The organism is Desulfosporosinus sp. I2, assembly GCF_000960765.1.
Classification (GTDB): Bacteria; Bacillota; Desulfitobacteriia; order Desulfitobacteriales; family Desulfitobacteriaceae; genus Desulfosporosinus.
Map to the genome: position 1 here is coordinate 1 of NZ_JYNH01000103.1, position 16,722 is coordinate 16,722.

Consider the following 16,722-nt stretch of genomic DNA (forward strand, 5'->3'; position numbering starts at 1 on the left):
TTATAGGTCGTTGCGTTTGTCAGAATTCAGGGTTGCATAAGCCATCAGAATATAGCTTGATATTACGTCTATATAAATAAAGGAGTGATAATATGAAAAAATTAGCAATCGTTTTCGTAACACTCGTCCTTGTATTAGGGGTGTCTGGTTGCTCAAATACTGGAGTAGGTCAACAGATAGAATCAAAGGGCAACACGGTTAATAACCAGTATGCAAACGACTATGATACTTTTATCGTTGCTATGAAAGCCAAAGGTTATTCTCTTGAGATGCAAGTTTCTCCAAATGGACAATCTTTCTTCAGTGTAACTCCCAAATATTTCAAAGTTAATGGAGACATTATCTCTATCTATGAATTTACAAATTACGATAGTGCGAAATCTCAATCAAGAACAATTTCAAATGATGGTTCTCGAATTGGAAATAGCTCGATTGATTGGATTGATGAACCTCATTTTTACGTAAAAGGCAAAATTATTGTTGGTTATATAGGGAGCAATCAAACCATACTAAATGATTTGTCTAAGATTATGGGAGACTCGATTACTAATACTTAAAAACCATGGCTTAGTGTAGTATTCTGGGTGCTATTCATTTTTAAATAGTATAGCGTAGAGAACCCCTTAGTATCATACCGAAAATCAACAGTAAGCTTTAACTAAGCCTAAAATTATAATATTATTCCACAGCATAAGCCCCTGCGCATTACAAATCATCCCATTTGAATAGAATGTTATTTATCAACCCAAGAAGATGCCCATTTCTAATCTGTCAGGCTTTCTAAAGAATCTTCCACAGAAAGTGCTGAGGACTATCCTCAGCACTTTAATTGATACTTTAATCAATTTCCTTAAACTCTTTGCAGAAATTTGAATCAACTTACAATTGAGCAACTTCCAGTGACACGATGAAAAGAGTAGTGCCTCCTAAGCATAACAAACTCACTAATTGTTAATGACCCTGTAACCAGCCTCATCAATGGCCTTTGCAAGTGATGATCGGTCTGCAGTTCCGATAACCACTGCCTGTTTATGAGCTAAATCGACTTCTGCTTGAGTAACTCCAGGAACTTTCAATAACGCCTTCTCAACTGAACTTTTGCAATGTCCACAAGTCATTCCCTCAATTTTTAACACAATCCCATCTTGGGGACTCAAGGTATTTTCCCCAGAATGGTCTTTCTTCGAATGTCCACAGCAGCCCATTTTACATCGCTCCTTTTTTTAATTTAGATATAATGTTTAGATTTTTTACCCCAACTGAGGCAGTGCTTGACCATTGAAGACATAGTAATTACTGATCTTAAAAATTCATCATGTTACTTCCCGTCTTCGCTGTCCCACTACCATTCATCATCGCACTTCCAGAACTGGTAACACCACTTCCGTTGGTCATCATGCTTCCTCCTGATTGACTCATAAATTGGTTCATCTTATCAAGATTATCTTGTCCCATTAGGGCCTTAACATTCGGGTCTGAATTCATAAATTCTTGCATTGCCTTAACATCCCCTGTTTGCATTGCGTTCTGCATCCCCTCTGAATTATGGAGATTTTGCATGGTCGTCGAATTCATCAACGTTTGATGTTGCTCCGGTGAAAAGGTTTTTTGCATAAATCCCTGCATTTGCCCAACCCATCCGTTGCCTAGTTGCTGAGTCGTTCCAGCTAAAGCTGGTAAAGCCATAAGTCCTACTGCTAACGTTGCGGTTATTGCGATTGCCGAGATTTTTTTACTAAATAATTTCATTGAATATTCCCCCTAATTTAGATTTTCAATTTAAAGCCTTGCTTTATTTGATTGCTGATCTTCCATGTCTTTAGTGTAACCCTTGGATACGATCATCTCATGAAAAAGTTGTGAATTTCTCATGAAGAAAGGACCCTGATTAGAGAAGCAGGGTCCTTTCTTCATGAGACTATTTGAAATTTACTTTGCACTTAAGGCTTCCTTAACCAAGGGTTGTAATGCTGGATCTTTAAGCATGGCTGAGAATGTCGCTTTCATTTTAGGATCGGACATGATCTGTACCATAGGCTTATACATAGACGGATCAGACATAATGCCTACCATGTTAGACTGATTTTGGCTACTCCCCATTATACCCATCATATTCTTTTGTACATCGCCATTTTTCATCATATCAACCATCACAGGCATCATTTGTGAATTCCCCATTATTTTTACCATGGACTGGCGCGAATCCGGGGAACTTAAAACATTCATCATTTCAGTTGGATTGCTCGTCATATATTGGGTCATGTTGCTGGTGTTCATCATATCTTTGGATTGGCTGCCGCAACCGGCTAGACTTAACGTGGCAATAGAAATCAGAGCTACAAACGCAATCGATTTGATTTTCTTATTCACAATTTCATCTCCTACTCTTTTAATCACTGTTAATAATTTCTGTTTTCAAATGAATAAAACAAGCTCAAACCGTAAGTGCTCTCATCGATTACAAACTACGTATGAGCGCTACCAGAGGACAGGGTGCAAAGAATGTCCCAATTATTACAAAATTAGCTCAGATTATATAATGCTTCCTATAAGCGGGCACCTCCAATAATTATGGATAGTAATATCTTTTAACTCCAACAACACGATAAAGAAAACTTACTTCAGGTGGAGTTTTAACTCCATCAGAAGTTTAGTTGAACTTATCCAGGCAGTCTCCTTATCTGTGTCGGAAAATTTCATGCACTTCTGATAATCCCACATTTATAAAGTGGGATTTGTTATCAGGATCTGGTACAATTCTTACCGCTTTGTTTAGCCTTTAAAAGTGCTCTGTCAGAAGCAACAATAATCTCATGAATATATCGACCATCGTCCGGATAACTCGAAACGCCCAAGGAAACAGTTATCTGGGGGTATGCCTGATTATCAAGTTGACTTATTTCAAACCTAATTTTTTCGGCCATTTTTAAGGCGTTCTTTTTATCGCAGTCCATTAAAATTAGAGTTATTTCCTCCCCACCATATCTATAAACTCGGTCGGTCGCGCGGACACAGGCTTTAATGGTCTCTCCTACCTTTCTGAGTACATCATCCCCTATGTCATGGCCAAAGTGATTGTTAAAATCCCTGAAGTTGTCAATATCGAGAAATATTACGGAATATAACCCACTATTCTCACAATTTTCAGTATCCTGGTCAAAAGCCCTTCTATTTAGAAGTCCCGTTAAGTTATCCGTCATTAGGCTTAACTTCAAGTGCTGGTTTAACCTTTTTATTTTCTCAAGCCTTTTATAAAAAAGAACAGCCACAATAAAATTCGTTAACCCAAACAAAGTTCCCAGTATAGTGCAATGCAAAAGAAGGTTATTGAATAGCGGCATAGGCATGAAATACAAGAGTACTACTGAATAAAGTATTCCAGCAAATACCATAGCTATTAACAACCATAATTTACTCATACGATAAAAACTCCCTCTTCTTAAATGATCGCCAAAAGTTTCTTTTCACATTCTAAAAAAGCTTCTACAACATCCGGATCAAAATGTTGGTTATTATCCGCTACAATTCTCTTCATCACTTCAAGATGGGAGAGTCCTTCTTTATAAGATCTCTTAGATCGAATTGCGTCATACGCATCGCAGAGGGCGAAAATCCTTGCCTCCAAAGGAATCTCCTCCCCCGCAAGTCCCTCGGGGTATCCTTTGCCGTTAAATTTCTCGTGATGATATGCGCAAATATTCATCCCCATTTCGAGAAAAGACTCCGTTAAATGGTATTTTTCAATCGTCTCTCTGAGTACATTTTGACCAGTGAGTACGTGTTGCTTCATTTCATCGAACTCTACATCCGTCAATTTGCCATTTTTCAATAAGACCGCATCGGTATTGCAACTTTTCCAATATCGTGCAACGTGGCCGCGTAATAAAGATTGTCTAAAAAGTCACGAGTGTAACCTTTTTAAACTTTTGATGTGTGCTTAATTGTCGGGCTAAGATCACGGCATAATCTCTTGATCTTTCTAAATGCATCCCTGTCTCTGGATCAAAGTGAAAAGACAATAGCCTTTTGTGTGTTAATCGTCTTTTTCAAGACAGAAAAATTTGTCAGAATGCTGAACACGACTAAGCTGAGAAATAACAGAAACAAGCCTCCGAACAGATAAATTAGTTTGCCTAAGGTTACTTTCAATAAAGGATATTGATGATATTCGGCAATGATAAATGGTTGATCAGCAAAGATCTTAACCCTGGAATAATGGATCATTTCCAGATCAGTAACTGGGTACCAACCAGAGTTACCCGTTAAGGCATAACCAAGGTTTTTGATATCAAGCGTTCCAACTTTCTGATCGAAGAAAATATCTGTTCCATCATCCGTTTGAATAAATAATTGGATGTTGGCGAGTATCTCAAAGACATTGATTAAATCAAGATCGATGAACGAGACTCCTTTTTTCACCGCGCTGTCATCGAATAAAGGCAAGGCTAATGTCATTAATACCCGCTTCGTTGTGTTAGTCCCTTCTGTTTCTGTCGCGAAATAAATTGGAGAAAACGCTATCTGCCCTTTCTCCAATGCAACAGCTTTTTCGAAAAGTTCGCTATGTATCTCACGATTACTTAAGCCATTAGGCCAAGAAAGTGCTCTTAACGTTTCGCTTTCTACCTTTAACATCTCTGCACCAGACAGATTTGTGATCGTCATCTGGTACGATTGTTTAACCTCTAAAAAATCAGCCAGCACTTTCTCTGCTCCACTTTCTTTTAGCGGATTAAATTCTTGGACAAAGTACGATTTTAGTTCAGGTAACGCTAAGACGAAGTCTAAGTCCCGCTGAAGATCTGAAAAATAATTGCTTATTATCGTTTTTCCTGAAGTAACTTCTGCCATGGTTTTTTGACTTCTCCATTGCGCTTCCTCTTCATAGACCTGCCTCGTCCCTATGTATAATGATATTCCGAAACCTACTAAACAAAAGGAAAATGACTATGAGATAAACCAAGTTCTGGCGTTTTAACTTTCTTATTAAGAAAAAATCTCCTCCAGGCTGAGTAGGGAAAAGCTTCATAATTTTGTTATCCTTTCCCTTGATTTAATACTACCAATGGTTCCCATTGACATAACTTTAGTATAACATTTAATCCTGTCGAAGTTGTAAAAATGATATAAATTTGTCTAAAAAAGTTATAATGGGAGTTGATGTGTATATGATTTTTAAAAATATCTTTTGTTTGATAAAGAGTAGGAATGAAACTGAGTTTGTACCCTCATTCCAATACCTACTCTTTTGGCGATACCCTATTGACCCCTTTTTATCGAATCCGTCGCGCCCCAAGGTAATTTTTTGACCAATAACTTTCTGACAAACTATGAATGCCTACTCCTTCACTAGCCGCTCCAAGAGTACGCCCTCCACCGATATAAATTCTCACATCCGTAGCTCCTGGGGCATAGGTTTGAAAAAACACGAGATCCCCGGCTCTTAACTCATTACGGCTGACAGGCGTGCCAAGTTTGTACTGATCTGCCGCAACTCGAGGTAGAGAAATTCCAGAAGCCTTGAACACATATTGCACGAATCCGGAACAATCAAATCCTTTCAAGCTCGTTCCGCCCCAAACGTAAGGAATTCCTTGTAAACTTAGACCACGACTTATGAGTGTGTCCACATCTAAACTGCCCCTAGACACTTGGGATACTGGAACCTGTTTAGTCCCAGAGGCCACCTTCTGCGAAGGAGCGCTGGGTTTTTTAACAGTCTGAGGTTTTTGAGGTGTCTTTCCCTCAGAAGCTGGAGTTTTCTTTTCTACAGGAGTTGACGTTTTCTTTTCGTCAGGAACATTATTACTTTCAGGTATTTGTGCCACGTTCGTCTTCACCTCGATAGCAGGTGTCCAATTAAATGCCTCACTCACTCTTTGAGAATATACTTTCGATGTGGAAACTGGCAAAGGAGGATTTTTAAGTAAGGTAGTTTGCACGGAATTAACCTTTGGAACATCCTTAGTATCGAGAATTGAAGCCTGAGAAGGGGCTACCCCAGTTAAACTACTTGATAACAGAACACCTGCAAGAGCGACCCCACTTAACCATTTATTCTTGGGAATTAACACTCAGTTTGTCCACCTTTCTTTGCTTACGAGGTTAGTTGACGGATTCGGGCTAAAGGTGTAAGCCCTACATGTCCTGAACATGATTCACCCCACATGAAATCCCCCGTTCTGAGCTTATGAAACTCAGATTCAGCATCTTACCTTTGAAGTTTTTAAGTTTTAAGTTTTAAATTGGATTTTACATAAAAAGTAATTTTAATGAGTGAACAACTTTGCATTTAGCATAACGCATGAAAACCTCCTTCCCTGCTACTTACAAAGAACAATCTTAATCTCCTAGTAATCGCCCTTAATGATACTACACAACTATGAATTTCCTATGAACGCGGAACCCAACTTGAAAAGGGCAGTTTCTCCACTGAGGAGTTACTGCCCTTTTGGCTCGCTTAATTCCCTGTTACTGACCCTCAATTATTTTAAAGATCGGTCTCTATTCAATTTTCGAACCAAACCTAGCCCGTATATCCATTAAAGTCAAGTTCTGTGCAGGTCATTCCCTCAACCCGGAGAACCATTTGCTGCTCAGAATGAAACATCTATTGGTGATAGCTGCTTTCCCGAAAAACAAAATTCCCTGAACAAATGCAGGATATTTGTTTTCGGTACAGAATAAAACAAAATTAAAGAGATTGTAGAACATAAAGGAGTGAATTGTTTGAAATTGGAGAATAGAGGGCTGGGCTTACAGGTCACAGTCTTAATGCTGTTTATTGCTTTGGCAGCCGGGGTGGTCGGAACCATCGGAATTTACGGGATGTATCAAATGAACGATACTTCGAATATGGTTTATGAACAAGATGTAATTCCATTAAACCAACTCTCGTATATACGTTTCGATGCCCAGGTCTATCGGTCGGATGTCGCATTAGCAGTCGGCGCGCGCACCCCCGAAGAACGGCAAATTTTCTTAGCTGATATTAACGAGAAAAGTAAGGATATAGAAGAACATATGGACCAGTATGAAGCTATTTCAAAATCTGCCCAAGAGTCAGATTCTTGGAAACAGTTTAAAGCCGCCTGGAATGATTATGTAGAGGCATCTAAAGTTACCATTCAAGCCGCAGAAGAAGATCGGATGGACGATGCTAAAACCAATATGTATGAGGTCGCTGGAACCAAACATCAGTTAGCTGGGGATATCCTTCAAAAGATAGTGGACTCCAAAATGGATGCGGTAAACATGCACAGTACTATGACCACAAACGAGATCTTTACGAAGGCAACACGCATTTCAGTCATTCTAGTCGTGATTGATGTCTTAGTTAGCTTCGTTATTGGCTGGTTTTTAAGCCGCGCCCTTAGTAAAATGATGCGCAGCTTTGTGCTCAATGCCAACGAAATCGCCTCGGGGGATATTGGTCGGAGGAAGAAGTCCCCTTGGAAAGCCTGGAACCGTGAAGGTGCTGAACTCCTAAAGGCCTTTGACGATATGGGGATCTCCTTGAGAGATACCATTACGAAAGTTGTCGACATGGCAAGTCAATTGGCTCGAACCGCTCAGGAAATGCGCTTAGGCGCCGAACAATCGGCTCACGCGTCAGAACAGGTCGCCTCCTCGGCGACTGAAATTGCAACCGGTGCTGAAATGCAAGTCCAGGAGATGACGCAGAATCATGAACGGATAAGTCTAATGATCGATGAGCTAAGCCAAACAGAACAAGATGCCGAAAAAGTAAGCCTAGCCTCCAGTCGTTCCGCTGAGCTTTCGCGCAATGGAAATATCGCTCTCGGACAAGTGGTCAAGCAAATGGATGAAATAGAGAGTCAAGTTCATAGTCTGAGCCAGGTAATTGGAGACGTGGATGAAAAGTCCGAGGAGATCGCTAAGACGGTGCAAATCATCGACAGTATTGCTCAACAAACCAATCTCTTAGCATTAAATGCTGCGATTGAAGCCGCACGTGCTGGAGAAAACGGTCGGGGATTTGCGGTTGTTGCAGAAGAAGTCCGTAAACTTGCCGAGCAAGTTCAAACAAGCTTGGTTGATATTTCTCAGCGAGTACAGGAAATGCAACGGGCTTCCCGAAGTGCCCATCAAGGGATGAAAACTAGTGTGGATAGTGTCAATCAAGGAAGCGCTTACTTAAAAGAAATTTCCAATCAATTTACCGTAATCCTCGGTTCAGTGGAAGAGAGTGCTGGATTGGCGCAGGACATTGAAACCACTGTGCAGAAAGTACAACAGGACGGTGAACAAATAAAATTTGGCATGCAAAACGTCGTAAATCAGGCTGAATCCACCTCAACGGGCACACAGACCACAGCTGCCGCTGCAGAGGAACAAAACGCCTCTGTCGAGGAATTGTTTGCTTCGGCAGAAAGCTTAAACGATTTAGCTAAGGATTTGAAGCAGTTAATGGATTACTTCAAACTATAAACCTATTAAATTTTAAAGATTTAAATGAGCATTTTGCATTGTCTGGAAAGCCAATATCTATTACAGGAATGTAATGCAACTTCATTATAGGACACAAAGGAATTTTAAAGAACGAATAAAAGTGGACTAAAGTTTGTAACCTTAGTCCACTTTTATTCGTTAAGTTTCTTTCTGTTCCCTAACCGAAATAGCAACCTTATAGAGGATTGTAAGGAGCAGCATCCCAATCGCATACACCCCCAATGTCACGGCTATCTCAGTGTATGTTATCACATACTCAGTTACTCTATCAAAAGGATTTGGAATAAATCCGCCGATCACCAGACCCATTCCTTTGTCAATCCAATTAGCTACAATGATCGCTACAAGGGCTAAGGGCAAGATTTTATCATTCTTTCGTGTACTCGACAAAAGTAGCAATCCAATTCCTACAAAGGCAAGAATAGTGGCTGTCCACATAAAAGGAACAAGTCTTGTATGGCCGTTGAGCCCGACGAAGAGATACTCAAGGGGAGCCTTGGCTTCGGGTATATTACTATAAAAGGCTGTGAAAAACTCAAGCATATAGAAGAATACATTAGCAATCATAGCATACGTAACGATCTTGACTAGAGACTGAATTGCCCCAACGCCTGGGTCTGGGTTAAATTTACTGACTTTTCTTACCACTAAACACAAAAGAATCAGGATTGCTGGACCAGCTGCAAAAGCTGATGCCAGAAATCGTGCTGCCATAATCGCGGATAACCAGAGATGCCTGCCAGGTAGACCAGCGTATAAGAACGCTGTAACCGTATGAATACTAACTGCCCAAGGAATGGAAAGGTATATGATCGGTTTTACCCACGCAGGCGTTGGGCTTCCTTTGCTCTCAGCGCCAAGTGTCGTCCACCCGATAACAATGTTGAGCACGAGATATCCGAATAAGACCAACATATCCCAAAACATCATGGAATGTGGGCTCGGATACAGTATCACATTAAAGACTCGCAGGGGTTGACCCATATCAACGATAATAAATAACATACTCATGATCACAGAGGGGATCGCTAAAAATTCACCGAGAATGACCATCTTACCAAATTTCTTAAAGTCATGAAGATAGTATGGCAAGACAAGCATAACGGCAGAAGCAGCGACACCCACGAGAAACGTAAATTGTGCAATATACAAACCCCAAGAAACATCCCTACTCATGCCTGTTAGGCCTAAACCATAGCTATATTGCTTAAGGTAAGAGTAGAAACCTACCGCGATGACAGCAAGTAAGACAAAAACCCATGTCCAGTATCGTCGACTGCCTGTCAAAGCTCTTTCAAACAAGATCCCCACCCCCTACTAGGTAGTAGACGCTCGGTTGGGTCCCCAGCTCAGGTTTACGCCGAATCGTGTACTGCGAACTAACAATTTTTCGCACCTCTGATTTGGGGTCATCTAAGTCTCCGAAAATTAACCCTCCCTTGGACTTCTCCACACACGCTGGCATCAAACCTTTTTCCAAGCGCTCCACGCAGAAATTACATTTTTCCACAACCCCCAGGGTTCGGGTTGGAAAATCTGGATCTATCTCCTTGATAAAAGGCCTTGGATCCCTATAATTAAAACTTCTCGCTCCGTAAGGACAGGCTGCCATGCAAAATCGACAGCCAATACAGCGGTGGAAATCCATGTCGACAATCCCATCGGGTCTCTGAAAAGTAGCCTCAGTGGGGCAGGCCCTAACGCATGGAGGATTCTCACAATGATTGCATAAAATTATAAAGGGATGGTTTTTTACATTTTCTTCCATATATCTGTTATTCTGGCTAGTAAAGGCATGTTCATAATCCTCATTCCATATCCATTTGATCTCATCCTTAGGATTACCTAAGTCTGGAACATTATGGACACTATGACACGCCTCAATAACTCGATTATAGTCTTCTTCTGTTTTAAATTTACTCATATCAACAACCATAGCCCAACGTTTCGCTACTAGACCTTGTTGAGGTGTTTCATATTCGGAGGCCTCCACTTTCCCTCGGAGTCCGGTAATAACAAAGGTTCCTCCCAGTCCTAATGCGGTGACCATACCAGCTTTTCTAAAAAATTGTCTTCTGTTTAGACTCATTGCGCGGCCTGCTTTTGCCAAATATGGCAACTCCAACAGTTCGGATTTACAGCTGTATGGGTATGGCATGAAACACAGAATTGATCAGACTCTTTTGAAGCCGGATCAAAATGACAGTTCACGCACGTTTGAAGACTATTTTCGAATGACTTTCCTTGACTATTAATATATACCGTTTTGCCATTGCGCACGGCTTCCTCTCTCCATTGGTTCAGCAGTTTCATATGATTGGCCCTCATCCATTCCACAGGCTCGACACACTGCTTAACCGCTAATTGCTGTATAGCTGGAGTATTCAGATTTATTACAGGTCCCTTGTTGGATTTCCCAATATTATAGAAGAACGGAAAGCTCAATAAAGCAACAAAGACAACAAGCGACGCAATTATTCTTCCTCCCTTGTACATTATCTATCACCCTTCTTTTTCGTTGTTTAGGATCACCCGTATAGTCTTTAGTCAATGCCCTCTCTTTATACTCCCTTCAGGAACCTTCAGTCACAATTCTAATATGCCATTGTTTCCTACATATTATCTCTAAATATACAATCACTTATGAGGACTAATTTCTCTAGGTACGATCACCATACAAAGCAAAGGCGGGATACTTAACTCATCAGCTAACTTTCTAACGAGATAAAAGTGACTGTGGAAAATAGATCCTCGGCCACTTTTATTTTATCAAGATGAACTCACTTCGCTTGATGATTAAAGCCAAATGATTTAATTATTCCAACTTAAGACCAATTTGTTTAATCCATTATTCACAAGAAATTCATAAGTCCTTCATAGTAAATTCATAAGGATATGATACCTTGAGCAAGTGGGTGACAACTTGCAATAGAGAAAGGAGATGTCACATGAAAAAACTAATTAGCTTAATTATCCTTGGTGCGCTTCTTATGCTTGCACCAGCCCAAACAGTTCAGGCTGCTATTGGAGATACTTTGTTAAAGGTAGGAACAACCGGTTCTGAGGTTGTTCAAGTGCAAACCGAACTGGACTATTTAGGTTATAGCGTTGGCAAAGTCGATGGCATCTTTGGATCAAATACTCAAGGAGCAGTAAAAGCGTTTCAATCAGCTCAATCCTTAAGCTCAGATGGAGTCGTAGGTCCAATTACTGGCAACCAACTTAACTCTCTTTATGCAACTAAACTTAGCCAAAAGAATAATACCCAATCCCGCCAAGAGAAAGCAGATGCTATTATCGCAACTGGTAAAAAGTATATCGGTGTTCCATATTTATGGGGTGGGACATCTCCTTGGACAGGTTTTGACTGTTCGGGTTATGTGCAGTATGTCTTTGCCCAAAACGGGATTTCGTTACCAAGAGTTTCCCGCGATCAATACACAGTTGGAACTTCAGTGGACTTTAATAACCTCCAGCCGGTAGACTTAGTCTTTTTTTCCTTTGCCCGAAACGGGATTGTCGACCACGATGGTATTTATGTAGGAAATGGTCAGTTCATCAACTCGTCCAGTTCCAAGGGTGTTACCATTTATGATCTTGGCCCCTATTGGAAATCTGTTTATGTTGGCGCAAAACGTGTATTCTAATAGTCCCCCAGCAAACTTAACTTGATTTTCATACTTGAGGAGATCACTAAAATATAACGCTCAGACCCTTTTATTAAAATCGGTCTGAGCCTTTCTTTATTCTCATCCGTGGAATCCAAGCAATGCCTAATACGAAAAGGACAGTTTCGCTTTATGTGATACTGTCCTTGCTCAATGATGTTCTCGTCTTTATCCCTAAAAAGCGAAATTCGAGAAAGGCCCGAAGATATTAAATGTCTGCGTATTTTGACTCATTGCCTTGATAATTGATGTCTGTTAAGTATTTCTTTAGTTGATTTAATAAATCAGTTAACTGTAACTGCTGCGATGCGCTTAAACCGGACATAAAATAATCTGAATAAGACAATAATAGTACACTTTTTATACATTTATTCCTTGTGTCCAATCAACATAAACGTGCCAAAGGGCAGTTTCTCCCTGAAGGAGTCACTGCCCTTTAGTTGCTTTCGTTTGTTAATTCCCTTTTTACTTAGCATCAATAGTTTTAATAATTGGTCCCTGCCAGTTTTCAAACCAAACCTGACCTGTGTATCCATTAACATTAAGTTCCGCGTAATCCTTACCATCTTTCTGAATCATGAACTCATAGTAACCAGGCGCTAGTTCTGGTTTTCCAATTGAATATCCTTGGCCCAATTTGGCTACGAACTCTTGAGCGCTCTTCGCAGCCTGTTCTTCACTGACCGTAACCGCCCCGTTATTCCCCCAATTCATATGTCCATATTTTGTATTCCACATAATATTCGGACCCATTTCAGTTATGATCTGTCCACCATTCTTGTAAACCATAACTTCATAGACTTTAGCCCCTGTCGCTCCCTCTTTGAGCTCTACTTCATATCCATTTGCAAATTCATGAAGTTCGCCCACGACAACGTCCTGGTTAGTTTTTTGAGTATACGCCTTCGTAATAGCTACTACTTGATCAGATATGGTGACTTCACCGTTTGTGAGGTCAACACCTAAGCTTTTTGCATCATAGCCACCGCCCATCATACCGTAACCACCACCAAATCTATTACCACCCTGGCCTCCCATCATGCCATAGCCTCCACCGTATCCATTCGCACCCTGGTCTCCCATCATGCCATAGCCTCCACCGAATCCATTCGCACCCTGGCTTCCCATCATGTTATAAGCAGCACTGTATCCGTTGGGTCCTGGAGTGGTAACCACATTCGATTCATTATTTGGGGAAGACGGTGTTGCAAGTGTAGCTTGAGGTGCTCCAAGCTGACTACTCTGTGCTGTTGTTTCAACAGTCTGTACAAATCCAAGGGTTTGTCCCACAGATTTCACGGGAACTGACCCAGTGGTTAGGGCGAAGGCTGTACCCGATAGCGCCATCACACCTGCAATTGAGAGTCCTATAATCCATTTTTTCTTATTCATCTTTTTTCCTCCTTTAATTTTACCCAAGAATATTTTTACAACTACTCTGACTTCATGTCTCAAAGTATATCTAATCAATTCGAATATGCTGTGAATGAGTTATGAATTTGTTATGAATTTTACTTTCGGATTCGATAAAAGCATGAAAAGGCTTTAAAGGAAGCCATGAAGAAGGGATCCTGATTGATATTCAGAATCCCTCTATCGAAGCAATAAACTGTTTCGATCATTCTTATTGATAGAAACGATATGGCAAAGTTAGTTAGGTAGGAGAAAATGAGGCTTGGTTTTTAAACATCCTTAGCATGCAAGTCATTACAACGCGATCACCCTCTACCATGATTAGCTCCTGATCCACTTGATTCTGCGTAAGATATCTTTGAGCATCGGAAAAGATCTTTCGAGCATCAATTATACTTTTGTATTTTCCTACAATGCCATTAGACTTCTTCCCCTTCAAGATAAGCATCGATAATCGTCCTTCGTAGTCTACCTTTCGAATTACTTCTTTTGTTCAAAGGATATGGAATCTTTAGTCACCTGTTGATCTTGTTGATCTTGTTGATCTTGTTGATCTTGTTGATCTTGTTGATCTTGTTGATCTTGTTTACCCTGTTGATGCCCTCCGCAGCATCCACCCGCACCTCGTCGATGCATAAAGAACATCAGTCCGAAAATAAAGAAATACCATCCATATTGGTTTAAGAACTCTAACATAACTTCAGCCTCCTTCAATTTCATATATCATCCATCTAATTTTTCGCAGTCCTCGTTGACAACGTTAATACAGCTGCAGAAACAAGGGCTATAACAATCATCCCCATACTACTCCATTGTGCTGAAGTCCAGTTGAATAGATAACGTGCGCCATCCCCTCGTAAAAATTCTAGTCCGAACCGTCCCAGTGAATAGAGCACAATATAGGTTAAAAAGAGGATACCCCTCGGCAGTTTGAGCCAACGCGAAAGGATTATGATCAGAGCAAAAACAACCATATCCCATTGCCCTTCCCATACCTCTGCTGGCCATAAGGGTTGGTTACCATAGGCTGCATAAGCCGGAGTTCCCGAAGGATATACGAGGCCAAACCCTTGATTAGTCGGGCTACCATAGGCGTCCCCATTGAGAAAGCAAGCAATTCTTCCGAGTCCCTCCCCTAATATAATCCCAGGGGCGGCAATATCAGCCATTTTCCAAAAATCAAGCTGATGTTTACGAGTATAGATCCATCCCACAATAAAAGCCCCAATCAAAGCTCCTTGAATAGCCATGCCACCATGCCATATCATAAAGATTTCGGCAAGGTGGAGGGAATAATAGTCCCACTCGTAGAAAAACACTTGCCAAACACGTGCTCCAATAATGGCCCCAATCACAGCAAAGAGAACCAAGTCGATAAGGTGCTGGCGGTATTCCTTTTCAGAAGAGGCTAAATGATAAGCTACCCCTAAGCCAATTAATATCGAAATTGCAACCACTACACCGTAAGCTCCTAGAGAAAATCCCCCAACACTGAATAAAGTTTGCTGCAAATCTTGTTCCTCCTTCAGAACAGTTTTAAATCTAAGTTAGCTTGACTAAATATTACCCAATTATTTGGACAGTTCCATGACCCGTTTTTACCACCTAAACTTGAATAAATGTCATAAATAACACCGCTACCTGAGTAGCCACGCTCTTTATCCCATGATCTTTTTCTTCACCGCAGGAATGACGATCGGCATAAAGACAATCATACTCAGGATGAAAACCCAAACCATGCCACCGATCCGGGCCACAGCAGTATAGGTATTTCCGTTCACCCACGTGATGACCAGAAATATAAAGGTTATCGCCAGCGAAAGTGCAGTATAAACCATGAAAGACTGCCTAGCGGCTTTTGCTTCTAACTCGTTCATTGTATGACCACCTCCTTAGCGTGCTGTTTGTGGTTGGGATACCGGTTGGGCACTGGTTTTCAACTGGTCCTTTCGGAACGATGGTTGGTAGCGTTTTAAGAGTAGTGTGTTCAGCGTTACAGATACCGAACTCATGGCCATAAAGAAGGAAGCAAGTTCCGGGCTAACCAAAAGCCCTGTGAAAGGATACAGGATACCAGCTGCTAAGGGAATCCCAGTGATATTGTAAACGAACGCCCATACCAGGTTCTGTTTAATCTTGCGCATGGTAGCCCGCCCAATTTCAATGGCTCCTACCACATCACGAATATCGCTCTTGATGAGGATTATGTCGCCTGTTTCTTTGGCAACGTCTGTACCGGAACCAATGGCAATTCCCACGTCAGCCTGAGCTAAAGCTGGAGCATCGTTGATCCCATCTCCAACCATGGCTACCTTCAGACCCTTCTCCTGCAGCTTGATCACTTCGGCGGCCTTATCTTGTGGCAGCACTTCTGCAAGCACGGTCGTGATCCCCACTTGCCGGGCTATGGCTTCTGCTGTCCTCCGGTTGTCTCCGGTAATCATTGCCACTTGCACACCCATTTTCTGCAAGCGCTCCACGGCTACTTTAGCGTTTTCCTTGAGGATGTCAGCCACTGCGATGATCCCAGCTGCCTTACTGTCAACAGCTATCAGCATGGCAGTCTTGCCTTCTCCCTCAAACTGCTCCATTTTTTCATTCAGGTTTCCGATATCGACGTTTTGTTGCTGCATCAAACGGCGATTTCCTAACAGGATTGTCTGGCCTTGATAGCTCGCCCGCACACCATGTCCAGGTATAGCCTCAAAATCATCCGTATCTCCAACAGACAATCCTTTCTCCTTGGCCCCTCGTACGATCGATTCACCTAGAGGGTGCTCAGACGACTTTTCAGTAATCGCCGCCAGTCTTAAAACATCATCCTGGGCAAAGCCCCCTATCGTATATACGTCAGTCACAGCAGGTTCCCCTTTGGTCAGAGTCCCGGTCTTGTCGAAAATAACCGCGTTCAGCTTGCTGCTGGCTTCTACCGCATCGGCCCCTTTGAACAAAATGCCGTTCTCCGCCCCCTTACCCGTACCGGCCATAATTGCGCTGGGGGTAGCCAAACCAAGAGCGCACGGGCAAGAAATGATTAAGGTCGTCACTGACAAAAGAAGTGCGAACCAAAGACACCGACTTCCGCCAAGCTATACGGCGAGAGAATAAACTGGCTTGTCGGTGAAAAGTAAGCACCATAACCGACAAAGAACCAGAAGAAGAAGACAAT

The 16,722-nt window shown here is 41.5% G+C and carries 19 protein-coding genes and 1 riboswitch; of the genes, 3 read left to right on the forward strand and 16 right to left on the reverse strand.

Translation table 11 applies throughout. The annotated features are described in order from the left end of the window. Positions 1-92: 92 nt before the first annotated feature. Positions 93-557, forward strand: a complete 465-nt coding sequence (locus UF75_RS18475) for a hypothetical protein (RefSeq protein ID WP_045576048.1) — start codon at positions 93-95, stop codon at positions 555-557. A gap of 387 nt (positions 558-944) precedes the next feature. Here UF75_RS18475 and UF75_RS18480 read toward each other — a convergent pair whose 3' ends face one another. From UF75_RS18480 to UF75_RS18510, 7 genes are all read right to left on the reverse strand, one after another. Next, positions 945-1,205: a heavy metal-associated domain-containing protein gene (locus tag UF75_RS18480; protein WP_045576049.1), complete on the reverse strand. Its 261-nt coding sequence runs from the start codon at positions 1,203-1,205 to the stop codon at positions 945-947. A 97-nt stretch (positions 1,206-1,302) separates the two neighbouring features. Next, positions 1,303-1,749 (reverse strand): hypothetical protein, encoded by a 447-nt coding sequence (locus UF75_RS18485; protein ID WP_045576050.1) that lies wholly within the window; start codon positions 1,747-1,749, stop codon positions 1,303-1,305. Positions 1,750-1,929: 180 nt separating this feature from the next. Continuing rightward, positions 1,930-2,397, reverse strand: coding sequence for a hypothetical protein (locus tag UF75_RS18490; RefSeq protein ID WP_242860323.1), 468 nt, complete (start codon positions 2,395-2,397; stop codon positions 1,930-1,932). 344 nt (positions 2,398-2,741) lie between these two features. Then, complete coding sequence (locus UF75_RS18495; protein ID WP_045576052.1) at positions 2,742-3,419, reverse strand: GGDEF domain-containing protein; 678 nt, start codon at positions 3,417-3,419, stop codon at positions 2,742-2,744. Positions 3,420-3,439: 20 nt separating this feature from the next. Further along, positions 3,440-3,829, reverse strand: coding sequence for an HD domain-containing phosphohydrolase (locus UF75_RS30305; protein ID WP_052693418.1), 390 nt, complete (start codon positions 3,827-3,829; stop codon positions 3,440-3,442). A gap of 173 nt (positions 3,830-4,002) precedes the next feature. After that, a complete protein-coding gene (locus UF75_RS30310; RefSeq protein WP_045576053.1) occupies positions 4,003-4,851 on the reverse strand; it encodes a cache domain-containing protein in 849 nt (282 codons plus the stop codon). A gap of 422 nt (positions 4,852-5,273) precedes the next feature. Then, positions 5,274-6,074 carry a C40 family peptidase gene (locus tag UF75_RS18510; protein WP_045576054.1) on the reverse strand — a complete coding sequence of 267 codons (801 nt, stop codon included), beginning with the start codon at positions 6,072-6,074 and terminating at the stop codon, positions 5,274-5,276. A gap of 5 nt (positions 6,075-6,079) precedes the next feature. After that, a riboswitch (cyclic di-AMP (ydaO/yuaA leader) is annotated at positions 6,080-6,219 on the reverse strand. A gap of 501 nt (positions 6,220-6,720) precedes the next feature. Here UF75_RS18510 and UF75_RS18515 point away from each other — a divergent pair. Further along, complete coding sequence (locus UF75_RS18515) at positions 6,721-8,451, forward strand: methyl-accepting chemotaxis protein (RefSeq protein WP_242860324.1); 1,731 nt, start codon at positions 6,721-6,723, stop codon at positions 8,449-8,451. Between the two features lie 159 nt (positions 8,452-8,610). Here the strand turns inward: UF75_RS18515 and dsrP are convergent, their stop codons facing one another. The 3 genes from dsrP to dsrJ are packed head-to-tail and all read right to left on the reverse strand — an operon-like array spanning position 8,611 to position 10,968. Further along, entirely contained in the window at positions 8,611-9,774 is a 1,164-nt protein-coding gene (gene dsrP, locus UF75_RS18520; protein WP_045576056.1) for a sulfate reduction electron transfer complex DsrMKJOP subunit DsrP, read from the reverse strand. After that, entirely contained in the window at positions 9,767-10,561 is a 795-nt protein-coding gene (dsrO, locus tag UF75_RS18525) for a sulfate reduction electron transfer complex DsrMKJOP subunit DsrO (RefSeq protein ID WP_045576057.1), read from the reverse strand. The genes dsrP and dsrO overlap by 8 nt, the downstream gene beginning before the upstream one ends. Next, positions 10,558-10,968, reverse strand: a complete 411-nt coding sequence (gene dsrJ / locus UF75_RS18530) for a sulfate reduction electron transfer complex DsrMKJOP subunit DsrJ (protein WP_045576058.1) — start codon at positions 10,966-10,968, stop codon at positions 10,558-10,560. Before dsrJ ends, dsrO begins: the two co-directional genes overlap by 4 nt. A 452-nt stretch (positions 10,969-11,420) precedes the next feature. Between dsrJ and UF75_RS18535 the strand changes: the two genes are divergently transcribed. Then, positions 11,421-12,119, forward strand: a complete 699-nt coding sequence (locus UF75_RS18535) for an NlpC/P60 family protein (protein WP_045576059.1) — start codon at positions 11,421-11,423, stop codon at positions 12,117-12,119. Between the two features lie 486 nt (positions 12,120-12,605). Here the strand turns inward: UF75_RS18535 and UF75_RS18540 are convergent, their stop codons facing one another. The 6 genes from UF75_RS18540 to UF75_RS18565 form a co-directional block, all read right to left on the reverse strand. Then, positions 12,606-13,532: a hypothetical protein gene (locus UF75_RS18540; protein ID WP_045576060.1), complete on the reverse strand. Its 927-nt coding sequence runs from the start codon at positions 13,530-13,532 to the stop codon at positions 12,606-12,608. Between the two features lie 262 nt (positions 13,533-13,794). Further along, positions 13,795-14,001 carry a hypothetical protein gene (locus UF75_RS18545; protein ID WP_045576061.1) on the reverse strand — a complete coding sequence of 69 codons (207 nt, stop codon included), beginning with the start codon at positions 13,999-14,001 and terminating at the stop codon, positions 13,795-13,797. Positions 14,002-14,033: 32 nt separating this feature from the next. Beyond that, positions 14,034-14,249 (reverse strand): hypothetical protein, encoded by a 216-nt coding sequence (locus UF75_RS29255; protein ID WP_045576062.1) that lies wholly within the window; start codon positions 14,247-14,249, stop codon positions 14,034-14,036. Between the two features lie 35 nt (positions 14,250-14,284). Then, positions 14,285-15,064, reverse strand: coding sequence for a prolipoprotein diacylglyceryl transferase (lgt, locus tag UF75_RS18555; RefSeq protein WP_045576063.1), 780 nt, complete (start codon positions 15,062-15,064; stop codon positions 14,285-14,287). A gap of 147 nt (positions 15,065-15,211) precedes the next feature. Next, positions 15,212-15,430: a hypothetical protein gene (locus UF75_RS18560; RefSeq protein WP_045576064.1), complete on the reverse strand. Its 219-nt coding sequence runs from the start codon at positions 15,428-15,430 to the stop codon at positions 15,212-15,214. Between the two features lie 15 nt (positions 15,431-15,445). Then, positions 15,446-16,600 (reverse strand): heavy metal translocating P-type ATPase, encoded by a 1,155-nt coding sequence (locus UF75_RS18565; RefSeq protein WP_242860326.1) that lies wholly within the window; start codon positions 16,598-16,600, stop codon positions 15,446-15,448. Between the last annotated feature and the right edge of the window lie 122 nt (positions 16,601-16,722).

What these genes read in the sequence shown, in the direction of transcription:
- UF75_RS18540 (WP_045576060.1), bottom strand. Translation starts at nt 13,532, where the DNA reads ATGAATAAGAAAAAATGGATTATAGGACTCTCAATTGCAGGTGTGATG.
- UF75_RS29255 (WP_045576062.1), bottom strand. Translation starts at nt 14,249, where the DNA reads ATGTTAGAGTTCTTAAACCAATATGGATGGTATTTCTTTATTTTCGGA.
- UF75_RS18535 (WP_045576059.1), top strand. Translation starts at nt 11,421, where the DNA reads ATGAAAAAACTAATTAGCTTAATTATCCTTGGTGCGCTTCTTATGCTT.
- dsrO (WP_045576057.1), bottom strand. Translation starts at nt 10,561, where the DNA reads ATGAGTCTAAACAGAAGACAATTTTTTAGAAAAGCTGGTATGGTCACC.
- UF75_RS30310 (WP_045576053.1), bottom strand. Translation starts at nt 4,851, where the DNA reads ATGGCAGAAGTTACTTCAGGAAAAACGATAATAAGCAATTATTTTTCA.
- UF75_RS18480 (WP_045576049.1), bottom strand. Translation starts at nt 1,205, where the DNA reads ATGGGCTGCTGTGGACATTCGAAGAAAGACCATTCTGGGGAAAATACC.
- UF75_RS18485 (WP_045576050.1), bottom strand. Translation starts at nt 1,749, where the DNA reads ATGAAATTATTTAGTAAAAAAATCTCGGCAATCGCAATAACCGCAACG.
- dsrJ (WP_045576058.1), bottom strand. Translation starts at nt 10,968, where the DNA reads ATGTACAAGGGAGGAAGAATAATTGCGTCGCTTGTTGTCTTTGTTGCT.
- UF75_RS18475 (WP_045576048.1), top strand. Translation starts at nt 93, where the DNA reads ATGAAAAAATTAGCAATCGTTTTCGTAACACTCGTCCTTGTATTAGGG.
- UF75_RS18545 (WP_045576061.1), bottom strand. Translation starts at nt 14,001, where the DNA reads ATGCTTATCTTGAAGGGGAAGAAGTCTAATGGCATTGTAGGAAAATAC.
- UF75_RS18495 (WP_045576052.1), bottom strand. Translation starts at nt 3,419, where the DNA reads ATGAGTAAATTATGGTTGTTAATAGCTATGGTATTTGCTGGAATACTT.
- UF75_RS18560 (WP_045576064.1), bottom strand. Translation starts at nt 15,430, where the DNA reads ATGAACGAGTTAGAAGCAAAAGCCGCTAGGCAGTCTTTCATGGTTTAT.